Annotated in this window: 24 protein-coding genes and 1 pseudogene; 12 read left to right on the plus strand and 13 right to left on the minus strand. The window is 60.6% G+C overall.

Translation table 11 applies throughout. From position 1 onward, the window contains the following. Position 1 precedes the first annotated feature (1 nt). Both GNF76_RS10990 and GNF76_RS10995 read right to left on the minus strand, forming a co-directional pair. On the minus strand, positions 2-1372 hold the full coding sequence (locus GNF76_RS10990; RefSeq protein ID WP_155583175.1) for a sensor histidine kinase: 1371 nt from the start codon (positions 1370-1372) through the stop codon (positions 2-4). Further along, on the minus strand, positions 1359-2087 hold the full coding sequence (locus GNF76_RS10995) for a response regulator transcription factor (RefSeq protein WP_155583176.1): 729 nt from the start codon (positions 2085-2087) through the stop codon (positions 1359-1361). The genes GNF76_RS10990 and GNF76_RS10995 overlap by 14 nt, the downstream gene beginning before the upstream one ends. 205 nt (positions 2088-2292) lie before the next feature. Between GNF76_RS10995 and GNF76_RS11000 the strand changes: the two genes are divergently transcribed. The 4 genes from GNF76_RS11000 to GNF76_RS11015 all read left to right on the plus strand — a co-directional run bounded on the left by GNF76_RS11000 (position 2293) and on the right by GNF76_RS11015 (position 6974). Beyond that, positions 2293-5046 carry a response regulator gene (locus tag GNF76_RS11000; protein WP_178123275.1) on the plus strand — a complete coding sequence of 918 codons (2754 nt, stop codon included), beginning with the start codon at positions 2293-2295 and terminating at the stop codon, positions 5044-5046. Positions 5047-5071: 25 nt separating this feature from the next. After that, positions 5072-6061 (plus strand): 2-hydroxyacid dehydrogenase, encoded by a 990-nt coding sequence (locus GNF76_RS11005; protein WP_155583177.1) that lies wholly within the window; start codon positions 5072-5074, stop codon positions 6059-6061. Positions 6062-6132: 71 nt separating this feature from the next. Then, the gene (locus GNF76_RS11010) at positions 6133-6573 is read left to right on the plus strand and encodes a hypothetical protein (protein ID WP_155583178.1); all 441 of its coding nucleotides are present in this window, start codon (positions 6133-6135) and stop codon (positions 6571-6573) included. Continuing rightward, positions 6570-6974, plus strand: a complete 405-nt coding sequence (locus GNF76_RS11015) for an META domain-containing protein (protein WP_155583179.1) — start codon at positions 6570-6572, stop codon at positions 6972-6974. The genes GNF76_RS11010 and GNF76_RS11015 overlap by 4 nt, the downstream gene beginning before the upstream one ends. A 92-nt stretch (positions 6975-7066) precedes the next feature. On the opposite strand, the gene GNF76_RS11020 is transcribed toward GNF76_RS11015, so the two are convergent. After that, positions 7067-7528, minus strand: a complete 462-nt coding sequence (locus tag GNF76_RS11020; RefSeq protein WP_155583180.1) for a TlpA family protein disulfide reductase — start codon at positions 7526-7528, stop codon at positions 7067-7069. A gap of 116 nt (positions 7529-7644) precedes the next feature. Between GNF76_RS11020 and arsC the strand changes: the two genes are divergently transcribed. From arsC to GNF76_RS11035, 3 genes are read left to right on the plus strand one after another with little or no spacing between them, the layout of a single operon-like run. Beyond that, positions 7645-7998 carry an arsenate reductase (glutaredoxin) gene (gene arsC, locus GNF76_RS11025; protein ID WP_155583181.1) on the plus strand — a complete coding sequence of 118 codons (354 nt, stop codon included), beginning with the start codon at positions 7645-7647 and terminating at the stop codon, positions 7996-7998. Then, positions 7995-8609 carry an NAD(P)H:quinone oxidoreductase gene (wrbA, locus tag GNF76_RS11030; RefSeq protein ID WP_178123276.1) on the plus strand — a complete coding sequence of 205 codons (615 nt, stop codon included), beginning with the start codon at positions 7995-7997 and terminating at the stop codon, positions 8607-8609. The genes arsC and wrbA overlap by 4 nt, the downstream gene beginning before the upstream one ends. Then, positions 8593-9003, plus strand: a complete 411-nt coding sequence (locus tag GNF76_RS11035; protein WP_178123277.1) for a DUF2069 domain-containing protein — start codon at positions 8593-8595, stop codon at positions 9001-9003. The genes wrbA and GNF76_RS11035 overlap by 17 nt, the downstream gene beginning before the upstream one ends. Before the next feature lie 25 nt (positions 9004-9028). Here GNF76_RS11035 and GNF76_RS11040 read toward each other — a convergent pair whose 3' ends face one another. Beyond that, positions 9029-9700 (minus strand): DNA-3-methyladenine glycosylase I, encoded by a 672-nt coding sequence (locus tag GNF76_RS11040; protein ID WP_155583182.1) that lies wholly within the window; start codon positions 9698-9700, stop codon positions 9029-9031. 67 nt (positions 9701-9767) lie between these two features. Then, positions 9768-10592: a tRNA 2-thiocytidine(32) synthetase TtcA gene (gene ttcA / locus GNF76_RS11045; RefSeq protein WP_155583183.1), complete on the minus strand. Its 825-nt coding sequence runs from the start codon at positions 10590-10592 to the stop codon at positions 9768-9770. Between the two features lie 387 nt (positions 10593-10979). Here ttcA and GNF76_RS11050 point away from each other — a divergent pair, with 387 nt between their 5' ends. Next, positions 10980-11582, plus strand: coding sequence for a Yip1 family protein (locus tag GNF76_RS11050; RefSeq protein WP_155583184.1), 603 nt, complete (start codon positions 10980-10982; stop codon positions 11580-11582). A gap of 129 nt (positions 11583-11711) precedes the next feature. Next, the gene (locus GNF76_RS11055) at positions 11712-12206 is read left to right on the plus strand and encodes a SprT family zinc-dependent metalloprotease (protein WP_155583185.1); all 495 of its coding nucleotides are present in this window, start codon (positions 11712-11714) and stop codon (positions 12204-12206) included. A 125-nt stretch (positions 12207-12331) separates the two neighbouring features. Here GNF76_RS11055 and GNF76_RS11060 read toward each other — a convergent pair whose 3' ends face one another. Together GNF76_RS11060 and GNF76_RS11065 are read right to left on the minus strand one after the other, a co-directional pair. Then, positions 12332-13513: a CaiB/BaiF CoA transferase family protein gene (locus GNF76_RS11060; RefSeq protein ID WP_155583186.1), complete on the minus strand. Its 1182-nt coding sequence runs from the start codon at positions 13511-13513 to the stop codon at positions 12332-12334. A gap of 137 nt (positions 13514-13650) precedes the next feature. After that, the gene (locus GNF76_RS11065; RefSeq protein WP_155583187.1) at positions 13651-14982 is read right to left on the minus strand and encodes a dicarboxylate/amino acid:cation symporter; all 1332 of its coding nucleotides are present in this window, start codon (positions 14980-14982) and stop codon (positions 13651-13653) included. Between the two features lie 331 nt (positions 14983-15313). Here GNF76_RS11065 and GNF76_RS11070 point away from each other — a divergent pair, with 331 nt between their 5' ends. After that, on the plus strand, positions 15314-16312 hold the full coding sequence (locus tag GNF76_RS11070; RefSeq protein WP_155583188.1) for an AraC family transcriptional regulator: 999 nt from the start codon (positions 15314-15316) through the stop codon (positions 16310-16312). Between the two features lie 113 nt (positions 16313-16425). Here the strand turns inward: GNF76_RS11070 and GNF76_RS11075 are convergent, their stop codons facing one another. Genes GNF76_RS11075 through GNF76_RS11085 form a run of 3 tightly spaced genes read right to left on the minus strand, consistent with a single transcriptional unit; the run spans position 16426 to position 18782 of the window. After that, a complete protein-coding gene (locus GNF76_RS11075) occupies positions 16426-17772 on the minus strand; it encodes an ATP-binding protein (protein WP_155583189.1) in 1347 nt (448 codons plus the stop codon). Then, positions 17769-18446 carry a response regulator transcription factor gene (locus GNF76_RS11080; RefSeq protein WP_155583190.1) on the minus strand — a complete coding sequence of 226 codons (678 nt, stop codon included), beginning with the start codon at positions 18444-18446 and terminating at the stop codon, positions 17769-17771. The genes GNF76_RS11075 and GNF76_RS11080 overlap by 4 nt, the downstream gene beginning before the upstream one ends. Positions 18447-18464: 18 nt before the next feature. Further along, on the minus strand, positions 18465-18782 hold the full coding sequence (locus GNF76_RS11085) for a hypothetical protein (RefSeq protein ID WP_155583191.1): 318 nt from the start codon (positions 18780-18782) through the stop codon (positions 18465-18467). A 263-nt stretch (positions 18783-19045) separates the two neighbouring features. Between GNF76_RS11085 and GNF76_RS11090 the strand changes: the two genes are divergently transcribed. Beyond that, a complete protein-coding gene (locus tag GNF76_RS11090; RefSeq protein ID WP_155583192.1) occupies positions 19046-19762 on the plus strand; it encodes a 4'-phosphopantetheinyl transferase family protein in 717 nt (238 codons plus the stop codon). 94 nt (positions 19763-19856) lie between these two features. Here the strand turns inward: GNF76_RS11090 and GNF76_RS11095 are convergent, their stop codons facing one another. Continuing rightward, positions 19857-21467 (minus strand): ATP-binding protein, encoded by a 1611-nt coding sequence (locus tag GNF76_RS11095; protein ID WP_178123278.1) that lies wholly within the window; start codon positions 21465-21467, stop codon positions 19857-19859. Then, on the minus strand, positions 21464-22189 hold the full coding sequence (locus tag GNF76_RS11100; protein ID WP_178123279.1) for a response regulator: 726 nt from the start codon (positions 22187-22189) through the stop codon (positions 21464-21466). The genes GNF76_RS11095 and GNF76_RS11100 overlap by 4 nt, the downstream gene beginning before the upstream one ends. Before the next feature lie 862 nt (positions 22190-23051). Here GNF76_RS11100 and GNF76_RS11105 point away from each other — a divergent pair. Next, the gene (locus GNF76_RS11105; protein ID WP_155583193.1) at positions 23052-25946 is read left to right on the plus strand and encodes a ribonucleoside-diphosphate reductase subunit alpha; all 2895 of its coding nucleotides are present in this window, start codon (positions 23052-23054) and stop codon (positions 25944-25946) included. 79 nt (positions 25947-26025) lie between these two features. Here the strand turns inward: GNF76_RS11105 and GNF76_RS29315 are convergent. Next, positions 26026-26649: pseudogene (locus tag GNF76_RS29315) on the minus strand (hypothetical protein); the annotation flags it as partial.

Below are 26649 nucleotides of genomic sequence, written 5' to 3' on the forward strand. Positions count from 1 at the left end.
GCTATCGGGCCGACAAGCGCATATGCACCCGCAAGCCTTGCCCGGCGTTTTCCGCCCACAGGCGACCGCCCTGGCGCTGCACCGCGTTGCGAGCAATGCTCAAGCCCAGGCCAAAGCCGCCGTCTCCAGGGCGGGAACCATCCAACCGGGTAAAAGGTGCGAAGATACGCTCCAACTCTTCCTCATCGACTCCCCCGCCCTGATCTTGCAGCCACAAGTGCCACTCGCCCCCTTCGCGGCGCCCATCCAGACGCACAATTCCCGCCTCCGGCGAGTGCCGAATCGCATTGCGCAGGATATTTTCCAGAGCCTGGGCCAGGGAGTTCAGGTGGCCGCGTACCCAGCAATCGGCTTCCAGCCCGCACGGCAAGCGTGAAACAGGCCAGCCGCTTTCAAAACAGGCGTTTTCCCTGAGCATGTCCCACAAGGCCTGAACCTGGATCTCTTCCTGAGGCAGCGGCGCACGCTCGGTGTCCAGCCAGGCCAGTTGCAGGGTGTCCTCCACCAGGCGCTGCATACCGTCGATCTCCCGGCCCAGGCGCTCCCGCAACTGAGGCAGATCCTGCTCGCTGTCACAGGCCACCCGCAGGCGACTCAGCGGCGTGCGCAGCTCATGGGACAGGTCACGCAACAATTGTTGCTGCACAGACACGGTGCTTTGCAGCCGCTCGGACATGTGATCGAAGGCACGGCCCAGTTCACCCAGCTCATCCTGACGGCTGGTGGCGTCATGGGAAAGACGGGTGGCCAGTTGATCAGCCCGCCAGGCGTTGGCCTGCTCGCGCAGGTGATTGAGGGGCATGATCAGCAATCGATAGAGCCCCACACAGAGCAACAGGGTGAATAAACCGGGGATCACGCCATTGGTAACCACGCGCCAGAACAACTGATAGCGCCCAGGCATGAAACGTTGCGGTAACTCGATGACCAGCACACCGGCGCCGGGATCAACAGGGAACGGAATTTTCAGCCACGGCAAGCCCTTGGCGTGCCGACTCACGGGCCAGTCCAGGCCCCGCAGAAAGGTCAGGCGCTGGCTTTCCTTGTCAGTCAGCGGGTAGCTGCTCAGAGATTGCAGGTCGTTGCCTATCACCCCCAGCCAAGTGGACTCACGCGTGCCCATTGTTTGCAGCCAGGCATCCACGCCGGTACTGCCCCCGGTGTTCCAGGCCCGCTCCGCACCGGCCGCATACCCACTCAAGGTGGCACGGGCGTCATCGGACAAAAAGGCGCCCTGCTGCTCCATATATCGGCCCCACGACCAACTGAGCCAGATCATCAGCAGGCAGAAGGCAATCAGCAGGCAGGCCAACTTCCAGAATAACGAGTGCTTGCCCGGCAGTCGCTTGAGTGAAGACTCAAGCCCCTTCATCGAGACCGCTCAACACGTAGCCCTTGCCCCACACGGTGCGCACTTCACGCTCGGTGTAACCGATAGTCTTGAGCTTGCGGCGGATCTGACTGACGTGCATGTCCAGGCTGCGATCATGGGGCGCATAGCCGCGCTGCAACACATGCTGATAAAGGAACGCCTTGCTGAGCACCTCTTCACCATTGCGGTGCAGGGTCTCCAACAGGCGGTATTCGCTGCGGGTCAGGCCGGCCCATTGCTCTTGGTGAACAACGTCACACAGCTCATCGTCAAAACACAAACTACGGGCATCGTTGCGCACGGCAGCAAGAGCCGGTAGTGGTCGTCGATCCAGGGCCACCCGCCGCAGGATGGCCTCAATACGCACCCGCAGCTCAATCATGCTGAACGGCTTGGGCAGGTAATCATCCGCTCCCAGGCGAAAGCCGCTGATGCGGTCGGCTTCCGCGCCCAGGGCCGACATCAGGATCACCGGGATCGAATGGCTCTGGCGCAAATGGGTAAGGACCGACAGACCGTCCATTCCCGGCAACAGAATATCCATCAACACCACGTCGAACGCCTGCTCGCGAGCCATTTTCAGGCCTGCCTGGCCGTTCTGGCACCAGGTCACCTGGAAACCACAGCGCCCCAGTTGCTCATGGACATAAGCGCCCAGTACGGGGTCATCTTCAATGGTCAGGATGCTGGGAAGGCCAATTGCTGCGGGATTCATTAGCGTCTGCAAGTCATTCTCAATGACTGATTATTCAAGATTGCCTGCCCATGAGCAACCGCCACCGAGCGTTCAATGGCCCGATGTGTGCCTCACGTCATTAATTTGCAAGATTCCACACCGCGCAAATGGCTACACTGCGCAGGTGGCGCGGGCCGGATGCCTGCGCAGAATTTCGACAACAGCGTGGTAGCAGGAGAGTGGCGTGCTTAGAAGAATGGGGATAAAAGGCCGCGTACTGTTGCTGACCTTATTGCCTACCAGCCTGATGGCATTGCTGCTGGGTGGCTATTTCACCTGGATGCAGCTGTCGGAGCTGCAGACGCAGTTGCTCAATCGCGGCGAGATGATTGCCGAACAGCTGGCACCCCTGGTAGCCCCAGCCCTGGGCACCAAGAACACCGACCTCCTGGAACGCATTGCCACACAGTCCCTGGAACAAACGGACGTACGCGCCGTGTCCTTCCTTGGCCCGGACCGCACGCCCCTGGCCCATGCCGGCCCGACCATGCTCAATCAGCCGCCCATCGGCAACAGTTCCCACCTGCTGCAACGCACCGGCAATGATGCAACCCGCTATCTGATGCCGGTCTTTGGCCGCCATCGCAACCTGGCCGGCGAACTGATTCCCGATGAGGCCGACCGCCTGCTGGGCTGGGTCGAGTTGGAGCTTTCCCACAACGGCATGTTGCTGCGCGGCTATCGCAGCCTGTTTGCCAGCCTGCTGTTGATCGCCATCGGCCTGATCTGCACCGCCGCACTGGCCCTGCGCATCAGCCGCACGATCAACTCGCCTATCGGCCAGATCAAACAAGCCGTCGCCCAACTCAAGGACGGCAACCTGGAAACCCGCTTGCCGCCGCTGGGCAGCCAGGAACTGGATCAACTGGCCTCGGGCATCAACCGCATGGCCGAGACCCTGCAAAACGCCCAGGAAGAATTGCAACACAGCATCGACCAGGCCACCGAAGACGTGCGACAAAACCTGGAAACCATCGAAATCCAGAACATCGAGCTGGACCTGGCCCGCAAGGAAGCGCTGGAGGCCAGCCGGATCAAGTCGGAATTCCTGGCCAACATGAGCCATGAAATCCGCACACCGCTGAACGGCATCCTGGGGTTCACCCACCTGTTGCAGAAAAGCGAGCTGTCGCCCCGTCAGTTGGACTATCTGGGGACCATCGAAAAATCCGCCGACAACCTGTTGGGGATCATCAACGAGATCCTCGATTTCTCGAAAATCGAGGCCGGCAAACTGGTGCTCGACAGCATTCCGTTCAACCTGCGGGACCTGTTGCAAGACACCTTGACCATCCTCGCCCCGGCCGCCCATGCCAAGCAGTTGGAACTGGTCAGCCTGGTCTACCGCGACACACCGCTGGCGCTGGTGGGCGACCCCTTGCGACTCAAGCAGATTCTGACCAATCTGGTCAGCAACGCGATCAAGTTCACGCGCGAAGGCACCATCGTCGCCCGGACCATGCTCGAAGACGAGCAGGAAGACAGTGTGCAACTGCGCATCAGTGTCCAGGACACCGGCATCGGCCTCTCCAGCCAGGACGTACGGGCATTGTTTCAGGCGTTCAGCCAGGCCGACAACTCGCTGTCCCGACAACCAGGCGGCACCGGCTTGGGCCTGGTGATTTCCAAGCGCCTGATCGAACAGATGGGCGGCGAAATCGGCGTCGACAGCACACCTGGAGAAGGCTCGGAATTCTGGATCAGCCTCAACCTGCCCAAAACCCGTGACGATGCCGAGGACCTGCCCGCCCCGCCGCTGCTGGGGCGACGCGTGGCCGTGCTGGAAAACCACGAACTGGCGCGCCAGGCCCTGCAACATCAATTGGAAGACTGCGGCCTGGAAGTGACCCTGTTCAACACCCTGGAGAGTCTGACCAACGGCATCACCAGCGCCCATCAGACCGAGCAGGAGATTGGCCTGGCAGTACTGGGCATCACCGCTAATGACATTCCGCCGGAACGCCTGAACCAGCATCTCTGGGACCTCGAACACTTGGGCTGCAAGGTTCTGGTGCTGTGCCCGACCACCGAACAGATGCTGTTCAACGAGTCGGTCCCCAACCCCAACAGCCAATTGCAGGCCAAGCCGGCCTGCACCCGCAAATTGCGACGGGCCCTGGCCGACCTGATCAGCCCGCGCCCGATGCGCAGCGAACCGGGCGAGCCCTTGTCCAGCCGTGCGCCACGAGTGCTGTGTGTCGATGACAACCCGGCCAATCTGCTGCTGGTGCAAACGCTGCTGGAAGACATGGGCGCCAAGGTCTTCGCGGTGGAGAGCGGTTACGCTGCGATCGACGCGGTAAAAAAGGAAACCTTCGACCTGGTGCTGATGGACGTACAGATGCCCGGCATGGACGGCCGCCAAAGCACCGAAGCAATTCGCCAGTGGGAAAGCGAGCGTCACGGCACACCGTTGCCGGTGGTCGCCCTCACCGCCCACGCCATGGCCAATGAAAAACGTGCCCTGCTGCAAAGCGGCATGGATGACTACCTGACCAAACCCATCAGTGAACGCCAACTGGCGCAGGTGGTGCTGAAGTGGACAGGCTTGGCCCTGCGCAATCAAGGCCTGGAGCGCGGTACGGAAGCGGTTGTCCCCGCAGCTCAACTGCCGGTCCTCGACCACGAGGAAGGTTTGCGCCTGGCGGCCGGCAAGGCCGACTTGGCTGCCGACATGCTCGCCATGTTGCTGGCCTCCCTGGAAGCCGACCGCGAAGCCATTCGCATCGCCCGAGAAGCCAGAGACCACAATGCCTTGATCGAACGGGTACACCGGCTGCATGGCGCCACCCGTTACTGCGGCGTCCCGCAATTGCGTGCGGCCTGCCAACGGGCCGAAACCCTGCTCAAGCAGGATGACGCCAGGGCCATGGCGGCCCTGGATGAGCTGGACCTGGCGATTACACGACTGGCCAGTGAGGCGCGGGTCAGCGCCTGAGCCCCCCAAGTTAAGGAACAATTTGATGCGCATCATCCTCTTCAGCAGCCAGGCCTACGACCGTGACAGCTTCCTGGGCGAAGCGTTACCCGCAGGCATGGCGCTGCAATTCCAGCCCGCGCGCCTGAACCTGGAGACGGTGGCCCTGGCGGAACATCACGAGGTGGTGTGTGCCTTTATCAACGACGACCTCAGCGCGCCCGTGCTGGAACACCTGGCCCAAGGCGGCACGCGGCTGATCGCCCTGCGTTCGGCCGGTTACAACCATGTCGACCTGGCCACCGCCAAACGCCTGGGCCTGACCATCGTCCGTGTGCCGGCCTACTCGCCTCATGCGGTGGCCGAACATGCCGTCGCGCTGATCCTGGCCCTCAACCGCCGCCTGCACCGCGCCTATAACCGCACCCGCGATGGCGACTTCAGCCTCCACGGCCTGACCGGCTTCGACCTGGTGGGCAAGACCGTCGGCGTGGTCGGCACCGGGCAGATCGGCGCGACCTTCGCCAAAATCATGGCCGGGTTTGGCTGTACCTTGCTGGCGTACGATCCCTGTCCCAATCCCCAGGTCGAAGCGCTGGGCGCCCGCTATGTGACCCTGTCCGAGCTGCTGGCCCAGGCGCAGATCATCAGCCTGCATTGCCCGCTGACCCCCGACAGCAAACACTTGATCAACGCCCGGTCCCTGGCCCATATGCAGCCCGGCGCCATGTTGATCAATACCGGCCGCGGCGGCCTGGTGGATACACCCGCGCTGATCGAGGCGCTCAAGAAGGGCCAACTGGGCTATCTGGGACTGGATGTCTATGAAGAAGAGGCGCAGCTGTTTTTCGAAGACCGCTCGGACTTGCCGCTGCAAGACGACGTGCTGGCGCGCCTGCTGACCTTCCCCAACGTGATCATCACCGCGCACCAGGCGTTCCTGACCCGCGAGGCCCTGGCGGCGATTGCCGGCACTACCCTGGCGAACATCGCGGCATGGGCCTGTGGGCTACCGCAGAACGTGGTCGAAGGCTGATCAATGGTCACATACCGGGACGATGATGGGCTGCGGCCCGTGATAGGATGCCGCGCCTATTTGGAGGATCCATGGCCGAACACGATTTCCGCTTCAGCTTGCTGAGCCCGCAACACACCCTGATCGAATGCCGCGCCCTGGTGCCGGGCCGTTATCAAGTCACCGGCAACGGTGGCTCGATTAAAAACGGTGATGTGCTGATCGTCACCCTGCGCGGCAGCAAGACCCTGTCGATGCGCCTGACCGTTGAAGGCGACGCCCGCTATTCCCTCAAGCCGGCAGGCCAATGGGTCGCCATGGCCCAGGGGCCGAAGTTCGGCGAGCTGGAGATTCACACCTGGAACGTCAACTGCGACAGCTGTGACGCCAAGCTGGAGTTTGAGTTCTCGGTAGAGACCAAGCTGACCAAGGAGCCCCTGCAACCGGCCGCCACTGCGCGGATCGCCGAGTTGGGCTGGGCCACGGTCGGTGACAAACACCGCTGCCCGAAATGCCGGAAGGCGGCTCAATGAAGCCGTTGTTCCTGCTCGCCGCGCTGGGAGCAGGCCTGGCCGGGTGCGCCGGTGAGCCGGTCAAGCTCCAGCAGGATCACAGCTATGTGCTGGAGTGGATCGGCGAACGGCCGCTGATGGACTACGCCCACTTGACCGTCACCCTCGGCTCCGACGGCCGTGCGTATGGCAATGGCGGCTGCAACCACTGGTTTGCGCCGTACACCCTGGACGGCGACAAACTGAGCTTCGGCAAGGTCGGCAGCACCCGCAAACTCTGCGCCGAGGCGTTGATGGAGCAGGAGCACCGTTTCTTCGAGGCCTTGCAAACCGTGGAACGCTGGGACATCTCGCCTATCGAGCAAACCCGTTTCTGGCCAGCCGAAGGCAAGCCATTGCGGTTGTGGCTGGAAGAGGGCTGATTCGCGCTTTATAAAGCACTGCGGATCAACATGTGGGAGCGGCGGTGCGACGATTTGACCGTGTTCGCTCGTCGCACCGCCACTCCCCCACTTTAACCGCGCAACGCCTTGATCTTGGCCAACACCCCTTGCGCCGTCTGCTCACCCATCAACTGCTCACGCACCTTGCCCTTGTCATCGATGATGTACGTCACCGGCAAGGCTTCGCTGCGGGGAATATCGAATATCCCGTCGGGGTTCTGCGCGAGCACAGTGAACTTGATGCCCAGCTTGTCACTGGCGCTCTTGAGTTCCTCACCCTGTGCGTTGTCGAAGTTGACGCCAAACACTCCCACCGACTGGCCTTTGAGTTGCTCGGCCAACGCGTTGAGTTCCGGAATCTCGGTGCGGCACGGACCACACCATTCAGCCCAGTAATTGACCACCAGCCATTGCTTGTCCAGGCGTTCGGCAGCCACTTTCTGACCGTATTGGTCAACGCCATAGTCATTGCCGCAGCCGCTGAGCAGCAACGTCGTGGTGATAAACAATGCGCCTAACAGTCGCCTCGTCATGGGGTATTCCTTCAAGCAAAAATGAACATGAACTGCGGCCTATCGCCTCTCAAGGTTCAGGACTTCACGCAGCGCAGGTAGAATACCCGCCACCTTACGCAAGATGCGACCCGCACATGACCGATCTGACGCTTTATCACAACCCGCGCTGCTCGAAATCCCGCGGTGCGCTCCAACTGCTGGAAGCCCGTGGCCTGGCGCCAACCGTGGTGCGCTACCTGGAAACCCCGCTTGACGCCCCGCACCTGCAGGCCTTGCTGAACAAGTTGCAGATCAGTGCCCGGCAACTGCTGCGCACTGGCGAAGACGAGTACAGCACCCTCAACCTGGCCGATGCCAGCCTGAGCGAAGCGCAGCTGATCGCCGCCATCGCCGCTCATCCGAAACTGATGGAACGCCCGATCCTGGAAACCGCCAACAAGGCCGTGATTGGCCGCCCACCGGAAAAAATCCTGGAGATTCTGCCGTGAGCGCGCCGTACGTGCTGGTGCTGTATTACAGCCGCAACGGCTCGGTCAGTGAAATGGCCCGGCAGATTGGCCGAGGCATCGAGCAGGCCGGGCTGGAAGCGCGACTGCGCACCGTGCCGGCAATCTCCACCGAATGCGAAGCGGTGGCCCCCAGCATTCCGGCCGAAGGCCCGTTGTACGCCAGCTTGGATGACCTGAAAAACTGCTCGGGCCTGGCCCTGGGCAGCCCAACTCGCTTTGGCAACATGGCCGCACCGCTGAAGTACTTTCTCGACGGCACCATCAACCTGTGGCTGACCGGCGCCCTCGTCGGCAAACCCGCCGGTGTGTTCACCTCCACCGCGAGCCTGCACGGCGGCCAGGAAACCACCCTGATGTCGATGCTACTGCCGCTGCTGCATCACGGCATGCTGATCACCGGCCTGCCCTACAGCGAACAGGCACTGCTCGACACCCAGGGCGGCGGCACGCCTTACGGGGCCAGCCACCATGCCGGTGCCGACGGCAAACGGGCGCTGGACCAACATGAAATCACCCTGTGCCGTGCCCTTGGCCAGCGCCTGGCGAAGACCGCGATGAAACTGGAGAGCGGCCGTGGCCAAGAAGCCTAAAGTCCTGCCGCCCCAGGCCTGGCTGGAACCACGAGTCAAGGTGGCACGGGCCCTGAGCCTGGTGAGTTTTCTCGGCCTGGTCGGTTTGCTGTGCGCCTATTACCTGGTGTTTGCCGACCTGCATGGCGCGCGACCTTGGGTGATCCTGTTGATCGAGCTGGTGCCGCTGTTGTTGCTGGCGCCAGGCATGGTGATCGGCAGCGCCCGTGGGCATTCGTGGATGTGTTTTGTGGTGAACCTGTACTTCATCAAGGGCGCGCTGGCAGCCTATGACCCGAACCGGCAGTGGTTTGGTGTGCTGGAAATGCTCGCCAGTCTGGCAGTGTTCTGCACGGCAATGATTTATGTGCGCTGGCGGTTCCAGCTGGATCGGCGGTTGGCGGGCGAAATGTAGGAGCGGGCTTGCTCGCTCCTACAGGTCAATGGTTGACGGTGTAGGCCAACATCATCGACAACTGACACATAGGCCGCCCACTCTCGGCGTGCCACTGGTTGAACGCGCCCTGCACCGTCGCCAGGTCCCGCAGGCTGGTCGGCGCCTTGTCGACAATCTTCTGCGCATTCAGCGCCGCCACCACGTCATAGCTGGGCACAAAGGTGTCCTTGCCGACCATGCGTAAAAAGCGCGGGGCCGACAACCCACCCAACTGGTGTCCGTGCTTACTCAGGTATTTCCACAGGCCGACGATATCGGTCACTGGCCAGTCGGCAATCAGTGCGCCAAAGCTGCCCTTTTCCTTCTCGATATCCAGAATCATCTGCGCATTGCGCGGCACGCTCTTGAGCTTGCCCAGATGGCGGATGATCCGCGTGTCCTGCATCAGCCGTTCCAGGTGCTCGGCGCCCATCAGCACGACTTTTTCCGGATCAAAGCCAAAGAACACCTGCTCGAACGCCGGCCACTTGGCGTCCACCACACTGTGCTTGAGCCCGGCGCGGAATACCCGCAGCGATAGGGTCGACAGGTAGCGGTCATCACTGATCTTGCGCAATTGCGCCGCTGTCTTGGGCACAGGCAGATGGGCCTCCAGCTCGGCCGCCGAACCGAAACGGTTCAGACAATATTCGTGCAGCCACTTGTAATCGCGCATGCCCTCTCCTACGGATTGAAATGAAAACGGCGCCCAGGAGCGCCGTCTGTCAGAGCGATTGAAAGGCTCAGAGGTTCACTACGTTGACGAAACGTGAAGCTGCGGTTTCGTCGATACGCAGGCTGGTGAAGTCGAACAGATTGCGGTCGGCCAACTGCGACGGGATCACGTTCTGCAAACTGCGGAAGATGCTTTCGGTACGGCCCGGGGTCTTGCGCTCCCACTCCAGCAACATCTCCTTGACCACCTGGCGTTGCAGGTTTTCCTGCGAGCCGCAGAGGTTGCACGGAATGATCGGGAACTGCTTGAAGTCCGAGTACGCCTGGATGTCCTTCTCGTTGCAATACGCCAACGGACGGATCACCACATTGCGCCCGTCATCGGCCCGCAGTTTGGGCGGCATGGCCTTGAGCGAGCCGTTGAAGAACATGTTGAGGAAGAAGGTTTCGACGATGTCATCACGGTGATGCCCCAAAGCCATCTTGGTCGCGCCAATCTCGTCGGCAAAGGTGTAGAGCGTGCCACGGCGCAGGCGTGAGCACAGCGAGCAGGTGGTCTTGCCCTCCGGGATCAGCTCCTTGACCACCGAATAGGTGTCTTTTTCGACGATGTGGTACTCGACCCCCAATGCCTTGAGGTAGGCCGGCAGCACATCCTCGGGAAACCCGGGCTGCTTCTGGTCCATGTTCACGGCGACGATGTCGAACTTGATGGGCGCGACCTTTTGCAGGTGCATCAGCACATCGAGCAAGGTGTAGCTGTCTTTGCCGCCGGACAGGCAGACCATGACCTTGTCGCCCTCCTCGATCATGTTGAAGTCGGCGACCGCTTCACCGGCCAGGCGACGCAGGCGTTTTTGCAGTTTGTTCTGGTTGACCGTAAGAGTGCCCATGGCGCTTGGATCCGCGAAAGGTGTGTGACGAAAAGCCGGGTATTTTACGCAAAAAACCTGCTATGAGCGACGCCATTCCAGTGTGGGAGCCGGCTTATGTGGGAGCCGGGCTTGCCCGCGATGGGATCAACTCGGTTTGTCTGAAGCACCGAGGTGTCTGCATCGCAGGCAAGCCAGCTCCCACAGTTGTCGGTATTACTCCTGACAGACCTCAGCGCGATTAAGCGCCCTGTTTACAGTGCAATTCGCTCTAAAGCCCCACAGTTTTTCCGGTCATCAGTTTCTATACTGCGACATAAGGTCGCACATATATCCAGACCTTTCAGGCCAATTGGCCCGTGGGCGCTCCACTGGGGGGCGATGGTAATAACGACAGGAGTGACTGGCATGATCCATCACGTTGTGGGGCTTTTCACCCACCCCGATCAGGAATGGCGGCAGATTCGTGGCGACAAGGAAGAAAGCATCAGCCACATGTACCTCACCCACACGCTGATTCTCGCGGCGATCCCCGCCGTATCAGCCTTTATCGGTACCACCCAGGTCGGCTGGGTCATCGGCAGTCGCGCACCGGTCATGCTGACCGTGGAGAGCGCCTTGTGGATGACCGTCATGTCGTACCTGGCGATGCTCGGTGGCGTGGCGGTCATGGGCGCCTTCGTTCACTGGATGGCCCGCACCTACGATGCCAACCCAAGCATGGCGCGCTGCGTAGCCTTTGCCACCTACACCGCGACACCGCTGTTTCTCGGTGGGTTGGCGGCGCTGTACCCGCACATGTGGCTGGGCATGGTCGTCGGCACGGCCGCCATCTGTTACACGGTGTACCTGCTGTATGTGGGGCTGCCGACCTTCATGAACATCAACCCGGACGAAGGCTTCCTGTTTTCCAGCTCGGTATTGGCCGTGGGCCTGGTGGTGCTGGTGGCGATCATGGCGTTTACCGTGATCGTCTGGGGGCTGGGCGTCGGGCCGATCTACACCAATTAGGCGACTTCACCTCGCAGGAAAAGCCACCGCAAGGTGGCTTTGTGCGTTATGCATGACCATTCGGCGCCTGACAGATTCGGATCCACCCTTGTTTGCGGCATACTGGACATCTCTGGAGATATGTACAGCATGCCCGAGCAACTCAATACCCGCGTCGAAGATTGTTTCCAACAAGCCGAATCCTTTTTCAAACGAAGTTTCAAACGCCCTCAGGTCAGCCTCAAGCTGCGAGGCCAGAAAGCCGGTGTCGCGCATTTGCACGAGAACCTGTTGCGCTTCAACCCGCAGTTGTACCGTGAAAACAGCCAACACTTCCTCAAACAGACCGTCGCCCACGAAGTGGCGCACCTGATTGCCCACCAATTGTTCGGCGAGCGCATCCAGCCCCATGGCGAGGAATGGCAACTGATCATGCGTGGGGTGTACGAACTGCCGCCTGACCGCTGCCATACCTATGAAATCCAGCGGCGGCGGATGACCCGCTATATCTACCGTTGCCCGTGTGCCGACAGCGACTTCCCGTTTTCGGCCCAGCGCCATGGGTTGGTGAGCCAGGGGCGGCGGTATTTGTGCAGGCGGTGTCGGGAGACACTGGTGTTTACCGGGGAAACCCGCGTCGAATAAGGTTTTGTAGCGTTTTTGAGGGCCTCATCGCGGGCAAGCCCGGCTCCCACACTTGATCGATGCTCATCCAGACAACTCAGTCAAATGTGGGAGCTGGCTTGCCTGCGATGGCGTCGGGCCAGGCGCTACTTAATCACCTTGGCACGCCGCAGCTCATCTATCCGCCGAGCACTGAACCCCAACTCCGCCAACACTTCATCACTGTGAGCCCCCACCGCCGCGCCAATATGCCTGGGCGCCGGCAAGCCTTGCGAGAACTTCAGCGGGCAAGCCATTTGCGCCTGGGTCGAACCATCGCCCCGAGGCACCTGGCTGACCACTTCCCGGGCTTTCAATTGGGGATGCTCAAGGGCTTCGCTCAAGCTCAACACCGGTTCGACACAGGCATCCGCTGCCGCGAACAACGCGCATAGCTCAGCAAAACTGCGCTTCTCGAACTCAATCTGCAGTTGTTGCTTGAGCGCCTTCTGCTGCTCAGGCTTGGGCGACAACCCCTGGGCGGCCAGTTCCGGGCGCCCCAGGGCCGCACACAGTTGCTGCATGAAGGCCGGCTCCAGGCTGCCCACCGATAGCCAGCGGCCATCCCGCGAGCGGTAGTAGTCATAAAAGCTGCCGCCATTGAGCACTTGATTTTCCCACTCCGGCTCCACGCCACAGGCCAGATAACCGGCACCAGCCATGGCGTTAAAACTGAAGGCGCAGTCGGTCATGCTCACGTCCAGATACTGGCCGACGCCACTCTGTTGCCGGGCGATCACCGCCGCCAACAGGCCGATCACCGCATGCAGGGAGCCACCGCCGACGTCTGCCAACTGGACGCCCAAAGGCAACGGCCCACTGTCCCGGCGCCCGGTGTAGCTGGCCACACCGGACAGGGCCAGGTAGTTGATGTCATGGCCGGCGCGGTCCTTGTAGGGACCGGTCTGGCCGTAGCCGGTGATCGACACGTAGATCAGCTTCGGATTGATCGCCTTCAAGGCCTCGTATCCCAGGCCCAACCGCTCCATGACACCGGGGCGAAACTGCTCAAGGACGATGTCGTGATCTTTCACCAGTTGCCGAACGATCTCCACGGCTTCGGCCTGCTTGAGGTCCAGGGCCAGGCTGCGCTTGTTGCGATTCAGGTAAGCGTGGCTGGCCGAGACGCCATGGTCATGGGGCGGTAGCACTCGCAGCAGGTCCATGCGGGTGGGCGATTCGATGCGCAGTACCTCAGCGCCCATGTCCGCCAACAATAACGAGGCGAATGGGCCCGGGAGCAAGGTGGAAAAATCCAGCACTTTGAGGGACGCCAAAGGACCTGACATGGGAGCTCCGATTCCGATTCGATTGCGCACAGAGTAGGCAGTGTTGGCGGTGAGCGGCAATTACATAAACTTTCAATAGCATTGACTGAGGCATAAAAAAACCCATCCGAAGATGGGTTTTTCATGACCAGTACAGCTTACTTGATGACAGGAGCCGGGCCTTCGGCTACGCCCAGGTCATCTTCTTCACGGGTGTCGGAGATACCACGACCACCGGAAGCCAGCTCGACTTGCAGCTTGTCTTCGTCCAGTTCCTTGACCCACTTGGCCACCACCAGGGTTGCCACAGCATTGCCCACCAGGTTGGTCAGGGCACGGGCTTCGGACATGAAGCGGTCAATACCCAGGATCAGCGCCAGGCCGGCAACCGGCAGGTGGCCCACGGCCGACAAGGTGGCCGCCAGTACGATGAAACCACTACCAGTCACGCCAGCAGCGCCCTTGGAGGACAGCAGCAGCACCAGCAACAGGGTGATCTGGTGGGTGATGTCCATGTGGGTGTCAGTCGCCTGGGCGATAAACACGGCCGCCATGGTCAGGTAGATCGAAGTACCGTCGAGGTTGAAGGAGTAGCCGGTCGGGATCACCAGACCCACTACCGACTTCTTCGCACCCAGGCGTTCCATCTTGATCAGCATGCGTGGCAGTGCGGATTCAGAGGAGGAAGTGCCCAGTACGATCAGCAGCTCTTCACGGATGTAGCGGATCAGTTTCAGCACGCTGAAGCCGTGAGCGCGGCAGATGGCGCCCAGCACCACGACCACGAACAGGATGCAGGTGATGTAGAAGCAGATCATCAGCTGACCGAGTTGCACCAGCGAACCCACGCCATAGGCACCGATGGTGAACGCCATGGCGCCCAAGGCACCGATTGGCGCGAGCTTCATGATCATGTTGATGATATTGAACATCACGTGGGCGAAGCGATCGATGAAGTCCAGCACCGGCTTGCCGTAGGCACCCAGGCGATGCAGGGCGAAACCGAAGATCACCGAGAACATCAGCACTTGCAGGATGTCGCCGTTGGCGAATGCGCCGACGATGGTGTTAGGGATGACGTTGAGCAGGAAGCCAACGATGCTCTGGTCAGCACCGGCAGTCACGTAGGCCGCGACTTTCGAAGCATCCAGGGTAGCCACGTCGATGTGCATGCCGGCGCCCGGTTGCACAACGTTAACCACGACCAGGCCGATCAGCAGGGCGATGGTGGAGACGATTTCGAAGTACAGCAGCGCGTAGCCGCCGGTTTTGCCAACCGATTTCATGCTCTGCATGCCAGCGATACCGCTGACTACGGTGCAGAAGATGATTGGGGCGATGACCATTTTGATCAGTTTGATGAACCCGTCACCCAGAGGCTTGAGGGCCACGCCGGTCTGCGGGTAGAAGTGACCGAGCAAGATACCGATAACGATGGCAACGATCACCTGGAAATACAGGGATTTGTACAGTGGCTGACGAGTCGTCATTGCAAAGTTCCTCAAACGTCCCGTGTGGCAAATATCCGCCATTGCCCACGACACTAGAATTGCGAACCCTCCTGCACTGGAGGGATTTGTTGTGCGAGCTGCGCAGGGCAGATCTCTCACCTGTATCGCAAACACCGTGCCACTTTGCTGAAAAACCCTGAAGGCCTTTAGACATCAGGGATTATGGTTGCCTGGACGCCGTCATGAGGGTGGAGAAAGTGGCGGACTTCCGCCAACCCAGCCAATCTCGTCCTACAATTTGGCGGATATCCGCCTTGTGGTACCCAAGGGTGATGGCTAACATCCGCCACTCAAAGGACGAGGCCCCTTCATGCGTGAACGTACCATCGCCAGTCATTACGCCCGGGCCGCCCTCGGTGGTGCACGTCGGGCCGGCTACGATTACTCGGGCGTACTGCAACAGGTAGGCATCACACCCGAGCTGCTCAGCGAACCTCGTGCCCGCATCGCGCCAGAGCAATTCACCCGGCTGCTGCAAATGCTCTGGCTGGAGCTGGATGACGAATACCTGGGGTTTGCCGAAGGTCCGAGCAAGCGCGGCACCTTCGCCATGATGTGCCACGCGCTGATCCACTGCCGTACCCTGGAGAAAGCGCTGGAGCGCGGCTTATTATTTTATAGCCTATTCCCGCAAGGTCCGCGCTGGCACCTGACGCGTGAAGGCGATATGGCCCGCCTGAGCCTGGACGACTCCCAGTTGTGGGACCCGGATCACTTCTTGAGTGAATGCCTGCTGGTGATCTGGCATCGCCTCGGCAGTTGGCTGATCGGCCAGCGCATTCGCCTGGACCAGGCGACGTTCAGCTACCCGATGCCAGCCCACAGTGGCGAGTACGATTTGCTGTTCCCCTGCCCCCAGGTGTTCGGCGCTTCCACCAGCAGCCTGGTGTTTCATAGCCGTTACTTGAGCCTGCCGCTGCTGCAGGACGAACGTACCCTCAAACTGTTCCTTGAGCGCTCCCCCGCCGACCTGCTGTCGCGTCCCGATGAGGGTGATAGCTTGAGCAGCCAGTTGCGGCGCTTACTGAGTCGCGACCGCACGCCTTGGCCGGATCTGGAAGCCGTCGCCCAACACCTGCATATCAGCCCACAAACCTTGCGCCGGCATTTGCGCGAGGAAGGCACCAGTTTTCAGGCACTCAAGGATGAGTTGCGGCGCGACATCGCGATTTTCCACCTGGGGCGAGCGGATTTGTCGCTGCAGGAAATCGCCGAACAGCTGGGGTTTTCGGAGCCGTCGGCGTTTCATCGGGCGTTCAAGAAATGGACCGGGCTGACGCCGGGGGCGTATCGGGCGCAGGAAAGTTAGAGATGTATTGCCTGGACTGGCCCCATCGCGGGCAAGCCCGGCTCCCACAGTTGACCGCATTCCAATGTGGGAGCCGGGCTTGCCCGCGATAGGGCCGGTGAATCCAACGAAAATCAAACCGCCGGAAAGTGAATCTTGAACGCCGCGCCCCCCAACGGCGAATCCCCAAGGGTCAGCCGTGCGCCGTAGCTTTCAATGATGTCTTTGACCACCGCCAAACCAATCCCCTGCCCCGGATGCTGGCGATCCAGCCGCTCACCCCTTTGCAGGATCCGCGCACGCTGGTCCGGTGGCACGCCTGGGCCATCATCTTCGATGCACAGTTCGATGCCTTCCAGGCTTTCTTGCAGGGTGACACGTACCTCGCTGAGGCACAGGCGATAAGCGTTTTCCAGCAGGTTGCCGAGTAACTCCAGCAAGGCGCCCTTCTCGATGGGCACATCGCAGGCTTCCGGCAGCACAAAGGCAACGTGGACAGCCTTGTCGCGATAGACCTTGTCCAGCGTGTCGCACAAGCTTTGCAACACCGGCTGCAAGCGCACCTGGTGACGCACCAGGCCACTTTTGCGCAGGCTGGCGCGCTGCAGTTGATAGCTGATCTGTTGGCTCATGCGTTCGATCTGCGACTGCAGTACCCAGGCCTGATCGCGGTCTTCGGGGCGCTGGGCCATGTCTTCGCTGACGCCCTGCAAGACGGCCAGCGGGGTTTTCAGGCTATGGGCCAGGTCATCCAGGGAGTCGCGGTAGCGGGTGCGTTGTTCGCGCTCGCTATGGAGCAGACGGTTGAGGGATCCGGTCAGGCGCAACAGCTCCCGAGGGTGTTCTTCACTGAGGCTTTCGCGGGTGCCACCTTCGATCTGGTCCAACTCCTGGCTCAGCCGCCGCAACGCTTGCAATCCCCAGGTCAAGCCGATCCAGAGCAACGTCAGCAACACCAGCAACGCCGCGCCAAAGCCCAGGTAGAGGTTCTCCCGCAGGCCTTCGAGGGTCAGTTGGTATTCGCGCACCGGTTGCAGGGCGACGATACTGAAGGCTGCACTTTTGCCCCCCAGCAACTTGACCTCGACGTCATAGACAAAGAATTCCTGGCCGTTGGCTTCGCGAATCCTGGCGAACTCATTACCGCGCCCGTCATAGCGCGGTTTGTAGTTGATGTTTTCTTCCTGGGTCGCCCGCGAACGCCAGACCAGATGGCCCTCACGGTCATAGATGTAACCCAGCAGGCGGCTGTCGGTGAGGTTGAAGCGTTCATCCGGCAATTGCGCCGGCATCAACAGGCGGTTGTTTTCGACACGTGCCGCAGAAATCAGGGTCGTTACGTCAGACGCCAAACGCTGCTCGATGGAGTCCTGCAAGGCCAGGCTGAAGGCGCCTTGCATCGCTGGCAGCAACGCCAGCATGAACAATACGGCCAAGGTGGTGGCCGCCAGCATCAGGCGCACACGTAACGAGCGAATCAACGGCAGCGCTCGTTAAACAGGTAACCCAGGCCACGCACGGTGTCGATCGGCTTGAAACCCGCCGGCCCTTCCAGCTTGCGACGCAGACGGCCGACCAGCACTTCGATCACATTCGGATCACGCTCGTCGTCATCGGGGTAGAGCTGTTCCATCAGGCGATCCTTGGCCACCACCTGTTGATGGTGACGCATCAAATATTCAAGGATCCGGTATTCGTAGGCGGTCAGTGCCAGTGGCTGCTCCTCGAGGGAGGCCTGCTTGCGATTAAGGTCCAGCAGCAAGGGGCCGGCGACGATGGTCGACTGGGTGAAACCGCTGGAGCGACGCAGCAGCGCGTTCATCCGCGCTTCCAGCTCTTCGAACTGGAACGGTTTGACCACATAATCGTCGGCACCCGCCGCCAGGCCTTCGACCTTGTCCTGCCAGTTGCCGCGGGCCGTCAGGATCAGGATCGGGAACGTCTTGGCCTGGGCCCGCAACTGGCGGATCAGGTCCAGCCCGCTCATGCCCGGCAGGCCCAGGTCGATGACTGCCAGGTCATGGTTGAATTGCCCGGTCTGGTACAACGCCTCCTCGGCATTGGCCACGGCTTCAACCACGTGACCGCTGTCGGTGAGTCGGGTCAGCAAGTGATGACGCAACAGCGCCTCATCTTCCACAACCAGCAATTTCATAAAGCTCTCCAAGGCAAATCAACTTTCCGGCAGGGGTACATCATAGCGGCCCTGCAGGTCTTGCTGGCGTAGTTTAGTGCCGTTAAAACGGCCGGACAGGTTCTCGTATCCTGCGTAATAGGGCGACGACGGCGTCGCCCGACCCAGAGGCTGGCCCCAGGTAGAGCGCTGACCACCGGCATCATTGAAGCTGACGTGATCAAGACCTGCACTCACACTGCTGGATTTCTTGACCCGGTTATTGTCCTGGATCACCAGGCTACCGTCAGACGCCTGGACTGCGGCACTGGCACTGAGCATGGTAACCGCCAACATCAGCTTCTTGAACGTCGTCATAGTGCTACCTCGTACGCTTTGGGCTTTGGGTACGGGCCCAGACTACGCAGGCGCCCCTGAACTCCCCCTGAACACTCTCTGAACCTGGGCTGAACCGGAGTCCCGTAGCCGCTGCCGAGGCACGAGGCTGCGATGGGTTTGGTGCGGCATTCCGACGAAGCAGCCCCCGAGGACGGCCCTGCGGACCGTATCGCAGCCTCGTGCCTCGACAGCGGCTACATTGAGTCTTCCATGGTCCCTCCTGCCCATGCAAAATACCCGGCATGAATCCCCTACCTGCCTGCTGCTCTCCACTCGACGCCCATTGGCCGCTGCCCGATCCTTTACCAGGCACGGTGCTCCTGAGCACCCGCTTTGATCCGAGCCTGCTGGTCGCCGGCGACTTCCTGCGCAGCGCTGTGCCGCCGCCCGCCAGTATCCAGCGCTCGGTGGCCAAGCGTCAGGCCGAGTTCCTGGCCGGACGGCTCTGTGCCCGCGCGGCCCTGCAACAACTTGAAGGGTTAGATTGTGTCCCGGCCATTGGCGAGGACCGTGCGCCCGTATGGCCTGAACATATCTGCGGTTCGATCACCCACAGCACCGGGCACGCGGCGGCCATCGTTGCGCATAAGGCGCAGTGGCGCGGACTGGGGATGGATCTGGAAAATGTGTTGACGCTTGAACGGGCCGAGCGGCTTGCCGGGGAGATCCTGACGCCGGATGAGTTGCAGCGCATGGCAAGTGGCCCGCGAGCTCAGGTTGCACAGTGGGTGACCCTGACCTTTTCAGCCAAGGAAAGCCTGTTCAAGGCGCTCTACCCCATCGTGCAGAAGCGCTTCTACTTTGAACATGCCGAGGTTGTGGAGTGGTCCGAGACAGGGCATGCGCGATTGCGGCTGCTGACGGATCTGTCGGATGAGTGGTGCCATGGCACGGAGCTGGAGGCGCAGTTTTCGGTACATGAGGGGCAGTTGCTGAGCCTGGTGGCTATCAGCGCCTGATCAATTGTCATCGCGGGCAAGCCCGCTCCCACAGTGGATCGAGTTGTCAGGACGCACGCCGATTAAATGTGCGGGCTTGCCCGCGATGGCAATCTCAAGTTTTCTCCTGATCCCTCGGCCAGCTCAAACTGAAACACGCGCCACCCAGGTTGTTGCTCTTGCTGATCAGCGCCCGCCCGCCATGCCAATAGATGATCCGCCGCACAATCGACAACCCCAGCCCATGCCCGCCCGAAGCGCGGGTGCGGCTGTCGTCCAGGCGCAAGAACGGGGTAAAGATGCGTTCCCAGGCATGTTCCGGCACACCCGGGCCGTCGTCTTCCACGTCGATCCGGCAACGCACCTGCCCTACCTGATAGCTGATCAACACGTGCCCTTTCGCATGGCGCATCGCATTGCTCACCAGATTTTGCAGTGCGCGGTGCAGGTAGCGCGGTTCAGCGTCGACCCAGGCGTCATCCCAATGGGCCGATGACAGGCAAATACCTCGCACCACGTTGATTTCCGGGCGCAGTGGCGCCAACTCGTCAATTACCTGATCGAGCAAAGCACTGAGGTCGACCCGCTGGTAATTCAGCGCCGGCGAACCTTGTTCCAGACGCGCATAGGTCAGCATCTCGTCCACCAGGCCATCGAGGTCCTGGATATCGCTGTCCATGCCTTCCATATACTTGCGCCGGGCCTCAGGGGTCGCGGCATCGCCGATCATCTCCAAGCCAAAACGCAGGCGCGCCACCGGTGTGCGCAGCTCGTGGGACACCGCACGCACCAATTCACGCTGAATCGCCAGCAGACGCTGCAAGTGTTCAGCCATGCCATTGAAGGCCGCCGCCAGGCGCCCCACCGAATCGGCACCGCGGGCGGGTACCCGAGCTTCCAGATTACCCTTGGCGATACGCGTGGCGGCAGATTCCAACCCGCTCAAGCGCCGCTCCAATTGCCGTACCAGCAGGTAGACGATCAAGCCGATCAAGGACAGGCCAATCAGCGCGATCAGGATCAGCCATTGCGCCGGATAAGGATTCATCTGGTACAACGGGCCGATTTCCAGAACCCACGGGGTACCGACCATACCGGCAAACACCCGGATCGAATCACCGCCCTTGCCCAGCGCCATCACGGTGTCACCCTCCGCCACGCGGCGGCGCTGGTCATCGTCCATGTCGGCCTGGTCGAGGCTCACCAGATGCATTTCGAAGCCAAAACCCTTGGCCTCTTTCAGATCCGCCAGCCGTTGCGGCTGCTCGGCGACCGGAAAGCGCACCAACTCATCGGCGAGCAGATAAATAGTCGCCCGGGCCAGTTGCTCACTGATCTGCTGCACTTCCCCTGTCAGCAACAACTGCTCGGTTTCACTGACCAACCGCAACACCTTGGCGGCATGGGGACCGGTTTGCTCCACCAGGACCTGGCCACGTTGCAGGCGATTGCGCTGGGTGAGGTCGAGATGCGCATCGGCCACTGCCTGCAACTCCAGGGGAATGCCCAGCAAACGCTCCCACACCGCCAAAGCGCGGCGCCGTTCGATGGCACTCATCGATTGCAGGTTGTCACCCATCAACGCGAAAGTGCCGTGGGCCAGGCGTTCGCGGTACTGACCGCCACGCACCTCATTGAGCAAGTGCAGGGCCAGCACGCCGAGCAGGGCAACCAGGATCAGCGCCGCGCACATGCCGCCATAGATGCGCAGGAAAATCGAATTCACAGCGGCATATCGGCGGCAGCTTCGGGGACGAACAGGTAGCCTTTGCTGCGAATGGTCTTGATCAGGCGCGGGTGGATCGGGTCATCGCCGATTTTCGGACGGATCCGCGAGATGCGCACATCGATAGAGCGATCCTGGCCGTCGTAGCCGATGCCACGCAGGGCCGTGAAGATTTCTTCCCGAGACAGGATGCGCCCGGCATTGGCCACCAACAGCCATAGCAGGTCGAACTCGGCGCTGGTCAGTTCGATGCCGCCGCCGTGCAGCCAGGCTTCGCGCAGGGCGTTGTCCACTACCAACGGGCCGAATTGCAGGCGCCGCTGTTTCTCGGGGGCCACGGGCTCAACACTTTCGCTGCGCCGCAACAGGGCCTGAATCCGGGCCAGCAGCAAGCGCGGGCGCACCGGTTTACAGACGTAGTCATCAGCGCCCATGTCCAGACCCAGCACCTGGTCCATGTCATCGGTGCGCGCGGTCAACATCAGGATCACCCCGTCGTAGCGCTCGCGCACTTTACGGCAGATGCTCAGGCCGTCTTCCCCCGGCAGCATCAGGTCGAGGATCACCAGGTCCGGTTGTTCGGCGATGATCCGCGCCACCGCCAGGGCGCCGTTGCCTTCCACCGAGACCCGCAGGCCGTTGCCCTCCAGGTAATCACGGGTCAACTCAGCCAGACGCTGGTCATCCTCGACAATCAATACCTGCCAGGCTTCATGCTCCACGGGTGGTCCTCGTTTTTATAAGCGATTTGTCAGGACTGCGCAGGTTCAAATGTGGGAGCGGGCTTGCCCGCGATAGCAGTGTGTCAGGCAACCTATCTACTACTGATCCACCGTCATCGCGGGCAAGCCCGCTCCCACATTTTGATCTTCGCCAGCCGTACCTAATTTGTCATGCATAAAGGGCATAACAGTGTAGGAATAAAGGCCGATTGTAGCCATGGCCTGACCCTGCAACACAAGCCAGGAAATGCATTCGGTGATCGCGTTTTTTTGTGGTAGGGTTCGCGCCCGCAAAAATCCACCCAGGAGATTTCAGCCTGGAATATTCGGTGACAAACGGTACAGTCCAGCAGTACTGCGGCCTACGCGCCTATTCCACGTTTCATACACATTTTACCCACAGCGTTATCCACAGGTAGTCCGTTGCTAAGCCCCCCAAAACGCATTATCTTGTACCTCGTCGCCAAAAAAACCCTACATGTAGGGTTTTGAGCGAAAAAACCAAACACATATCAGCCAAGAAACTCAAGCGCTTTCTTGCTCCTGTTTGGTGGAACTAAAGGCTTTTTCAGTAGACCAAACCGCGCACGCGGATGGCAGCCGCTTTCCAGCCCACAACGGGGAAAACGGTACGGGTGTTGCAGAGCCGTAATAGAAAGAGGCCTGTCACCCCATCAGGAATACGGCGTTGAAGCCCCTGGCTTCAAGGCTTTGACTTCGGCATGGAAGCGGCGCGATCAGCTGCCTTCCTACTGTCCCGAAGTGGTTATGCCCGGTTTCACCGGTTGTAGTGCTTCAGGACGGAACGGTGGGCACCGTGATGGTGCCCAAATAAATACAGAGAATGTGGAGACAACCCCCCATGCAAACCGACACAACTCGCGAGAACCCGCAAGGCTCCGTGCCGCAGGGCGCTGATTCGAATATGGATCTGTCCGCTACCGCGCCCGGCCAATTGCGTGTGATCAAGCGTAACGGCACTGTCGTTCCTTACACCGATGACAAAATCACCGTCGCCATCACCAAAGCGTTTCTTGCAGTTGAAGGCGGCACCGCAGCTGCTTCGTCGCGCATCCACGACACTGTTGCCCGCCTGACTGAACAAGTCACCGCGACCTTCAAGCGTCGCATGCCATCGGGCGGCACCATCCACATCGAAGAAATCCAGGACCAGGTCGAACTGGCCCTGATGCGTGCCGGCGAGCAGAAAGTAGCCCGCGACTACGTGATCTACCGTGACGCCCGCTCCAAGGAACGTGCCGTACGTGCACCGTCCGAAGAAACCGTGCAGGCTCACCCGTCGATCCGCATCACCCTGGCTGACGGTTCTTTCGCGCCGCTGGACATGGGCCGCCTGAACACCATCGTCACCGAAGCCTGCGAAGGCCTGGAAGAAGTCGACGGCGACCTGATCCAGCGTGAAACCCTGAAGAACCTGTACGACGGCGTGGCCCTGACCGACGTCAATACCGCCCTGGTGATGACCGCCCGTACCCTGGTTGAGCGTGAGCCGAACTACTCGTTCGTCACCGCCCGCCTGTTGATGGACACCCTGCGTGCCGAAGGCCTGGGCTTCCTGAAAGTTGCCGAAAGCGCTACCCACCACGAGATGGTTGACCTGTACGCCAAGGCGCTGCCGGCCTACATCGCCAAGGGTATCGAATTCGAATTGCTGAACCCGATCCTGGCCACCTTCGACCTGGAAAAACTCGGCAAGGCGATCAACCACGAGCGTGACCAGCAGTTCACTTACCTGGGCCTGCAAACCCTGTACGACCGTTACTTCATCCACAAGGACGGTATCCGCTTCGAACTGCCGCAGATCTTCTTCATGCGCGTGGCCATGGGCCTGGCGATCGAAGAGAAGCACAAAGAAGACCGTGCCATCGAGTTCTACAACCTGCTGTCGTCCTTCGACTACATGTCGTCGACCCCAACGCTGTTCAACGCCGGCACCCTGCGTCCACAGCTGTCGAGCTGCTACCTGACCACCGTGCCGGATGACCTGTCGGGCATCTACCACGCGATCCACGACAACGCCATGTTGTCCAAATTCGCTGGCGGCCTGGGCAACGACTGGACGCCGGTGCGTGCACTGGGTTCGTACATCAAGGGCACCAACGGCAAGTCCCAGGGCGTCGTACCGTTCCTGAAAGTCGTGAACGACACCGCCGTAGCGGTCAACCAGGGTGGCAAGCGCAAAGGCGCTGTGTGTGCCTACCTGGAAACCTGGCACATGGACATTGAAGAGTTCATCGAGCTGCGCAAGAACACCGGTGATGACCGTCGTCGTACCCACGACATGAACACCGCCAACTGGATCCCTGACCTGTTCATGAAGCGCGTCTTCGATGACGGCCCGTGGACCCTGTTCTCGCCGTCGGAAGTACCGGATCTGCACGACCTGACCGGCAAGGCCTTCGAAGAGCGTTACGAGTACTACGAAGCCCTGTCCCAGTACCCAGGCAAGATCAAGCTGTTCAAGACCATCCAGGCCAAAGACCTGTGGCGCAAAATGCTGTCCATGCTGTTCGAAACCGGCCACCCTTGGCTGACTTTCAAAGACCCATGCAACCTGCGCAGCCCGCAGCAGCACGTGGGCGTGGTCCACAGCTCGAACCTGTGCACCGAGATCACCTTGAACACCAACAAGGACGAGATCGCCGTTTGCAACCTGGGCTCGATCAACCTGCCGAACCACATCACAGACGGCAAGCTGGACACCGCCAAGCTGCAACGCACCGTGAACACCGCCGTTCGCATGCTCGATAACGTTATCGACATCAACTACTACTCGGTACCGCAGGCGCAGAACTCCAACTTCAAGCACCGTCCAGTTGGCCTGGGCATCATGGGCTTCCAGGACGCGCTGTACCTGCAGCACATTCCTTACGGTTCGGACGCTGCAGTCGAGTTCGCCGACAAATCCATGGAAGCGGTCAGCTACTACGCGATCCAGGCTTCCTGCGACCTGGCCGACGAGCGCGGCGCCTACGAGACGTTCCAGGGTTCCCTGTGGTCCAAAGGCATCCTGCCGCTGGATTCGCAACAGATCCTGATCGAGCAACGTGGCCAGAAGTACATCGACGTTGACCTGAACGAATCCCTGGACTGGGCGCCGGTACGTGCCCGTGTGCAGAAAGGCATTCGTAACTCCAACATCATGGCCATCGCACCGACCGCCACCATCGCCAACATCACGGGCGTGTCGCAGTCGATCGAACCGACCTACCAGAACCTGTATGTGAAATCGAACCTGTCGGGCGAATTCACCGTGATCAACCCGTACCTGGTTCGCGACCTCAAAGCCCGCGGCCTGTGGGACTCGGTCATGATCAACGACCTGAAGTACTACGACGGTTCGGTGCAGCAGATCGAGCGCATCCCGCAAGAACTCAAAGAGCTCTACGCGACCGCTTTCGAAGTGGATACCAAGTGGATCGTTGACGCCGCCAGCCGCCGCCAGAAGTGGATCGACCAGGCTCAGTCGCTGAACCTGTACATCGCCGGCGCTTCGGGCAAGAAGCTGGACGTGACCTACCGCATGGCCTGGTACCGTGGCCTGAAAACCACTTACTACCTCCGTGCCCTGGCCGCCACCAGCACCGAGAAGTCGACCATCAACACCGGTAAGCTGAACGCGGTTTCCAGCGGCGGCAACCACGGTGATGATTCGGTCCTGGCTGCTCCTGCCGGCCCGGCACCCGTGCCAAAGGCGTGTGCGATTGATGAGCCGGATTGCGAAGCTTGCCAATAAGCTGAGCCGGTCCCGGGCATGAGTGCCCGGGATTGAAAGAGCCCCCGATAGTCCCGGCTATCGGGGGTTTTCTTTTGCCTTAAGTGCCAAACAATACCGTCGCCGTGCCCGATTGAGGCGCACCACCTCGCCGCCCCCACAACTCAATCCGACCATCGAAAACGGCCATCGAGTGACCGTTGTACTCCACGGTCCCCACCTTACTTCGCCGTAAATCAGCGTCCGTAGCGGCCCGCATATTGTTTTTCAGGCCCAAGCGATACAAACCTTCCCGGCTATGTTCTCCATCATTGAGCGTTTTCATTGCGTCATAAAAGCCAAGGTTCCTGTAACCGTCATTTCCTTCCTTTTGCGCACGTTTGACGCTCGCGGCATACATGAAATTGGCATCCGTTATCATGGACGGATCATCACCCTGGAATCGCGCGTATTCTGCCGCCTGTTTCAATTCTGCTTTGGATACATGGACCGCGCCCCCATCCCGCATCACCACGTCCCAGCCATCACCTGCTTCCTTTACACTTTTAAAGACATCAGTAGGTTTCTGACCGAACTGCTGCATAGCAGCCTTGATTGCTGAAACAGTGACGCAATTTCCGGCTGGGCCCTGGCTGAAGCCACTCCAGATGTTTTTCGGTTTTTGCCCTGGATTGCTGTTATCCACTTTGTAATTGTAATGATTGGCCCCCTCAGTAAGCGGCAG

It is taken from the genome of Pseudomonas spelaei (genome assembly GCF_009724245.1).
GTDB lineage: Bacteria > Pseudomonadota > Gammaproteobacteria > Pseudomonadales > Pseudomonadaceae > Aquipseudomonas > Aquipseudomonas spelaei.

Coding starts and splice junctions, on each gene's coding strand:
- GNF76_RS10990 (WP_155583175.1), bottom strand. CDS start 1,372: ATGAAGGGGCTTGAGTCTTCACTCAAGCGACTGCCGGGCAAGCACTCG.
- GNF76_RS10995 (WP_155583176.1), bottom strand. CDS start 2,087: ATGAATCCCGCAGCAATTGGCCTTCCCAGCATCCTGACCATTGAAGAT.
- GNF76_RS11005 (WP_155583177.1), top strand. CDS start 5,072: ATGCGCATCATCCTCTTCAGCAGCCAGGCCTACGACCGTGACAGCTTC.
- GNF76_RS11010 (WP_155583178.1), top strand. CDS start 6,133: ATGGCCGAACACGATTTCCGCTTCAGCTTGCTGAGCCCGCAACACACC.
- GNF76_RS11015 (WP_155583179.1), top strand. CDS start 6,570: ATGAAGCCGTTGTTCCTGCTCGCCGCGCTGGGAGCAGGCCTGGCCGGG.
- GNF76_RS11020 (WP_155583180.1), bottom strand. CDS start 7,528: ATGACGAGGCGACTGTTAGGCGCATTGTTTATCACCACGACGTTGCTG.
- arsC (WP_155583181.1), top strand. CDS start 7,645: ATGACCGATCTGACGCTTTATCACAACCCGCGCTGCTCGAAATCCCGC.
- GNF76_RS11040 (WP_155583182.1), bottom strand. CDS start 9,700: ATGCGCGATTACAAGTGGCTGCACGAATATTGTCTGAACCGTTTCGGT.
- ttcA (WP_155583183.1), bottom strand. CDS start 10,592: ATGGGCACTCTTACGGTCAACCAGAACAAACTGCAAAAACGCCTGCGT.
- GNF76_RS11050 (WP_155583184.1), top strand. CDS start 10,980: ATGATCCATCACGTTGTGGGGCTTTTCACCCACCCCGATCAGGAATGG.
- GNF76_RS11055 (WP_155583185.1), top strand. CDS start 11,712: ATGCCCGAGCAACTCAATACCCGCGTCGAAGATTGTTTCCAACAAGCC.
- GNF76_RS11060 (WP_155583186.1), bottom strand. CDS start 13,513: ATGTCAGGTCCTTTGGCGTCCCTCAAAGTGCTGGATTTTTCCACCTTG.
- GNF76_RS11065 (WP_155583187.1), bottom strand. CDS start 14,982: ATGACGACTCGTCAGCCACTGTACAAATCCCTGTATTTCCAGGTGATC.
- GNF76_RS11070 (WP_155583188.1), top strand. CDS start 15,314: ATGCGTGAACGTACCATCGCCAGTCATTACGCCCGGGCCGCCCTCGGT.
- GNF76_RS11080 (WP_155583190.1), bottom strand. CDS start 18,446: ATGAAATTGCTGGTTGTGGAAGATGAGGCGCTGTTGCGTCATCACTTG.
- GNF76_RS11085 (WP_155583191.1), bottom strand. CDS start 18,782: ATGACGACGTTCAAGAAGCTGATGTTGGCGGTTACCATGCTCAGTGCC.
- GNF76_RS11090 (WP_155583192.1), top strand. CDS start 19,046: ATGAATCCCCTACCTGCCTGCTGCTCTCCACTCGACGCCCATTGGCCG.
- GNF76_RS11105 (WP_155583193.1), top strand. CDS start 23,052: ATGCAAACCGACACAACTCGCGAGAACCCGCAAGGCTCCGTGCCGCAG.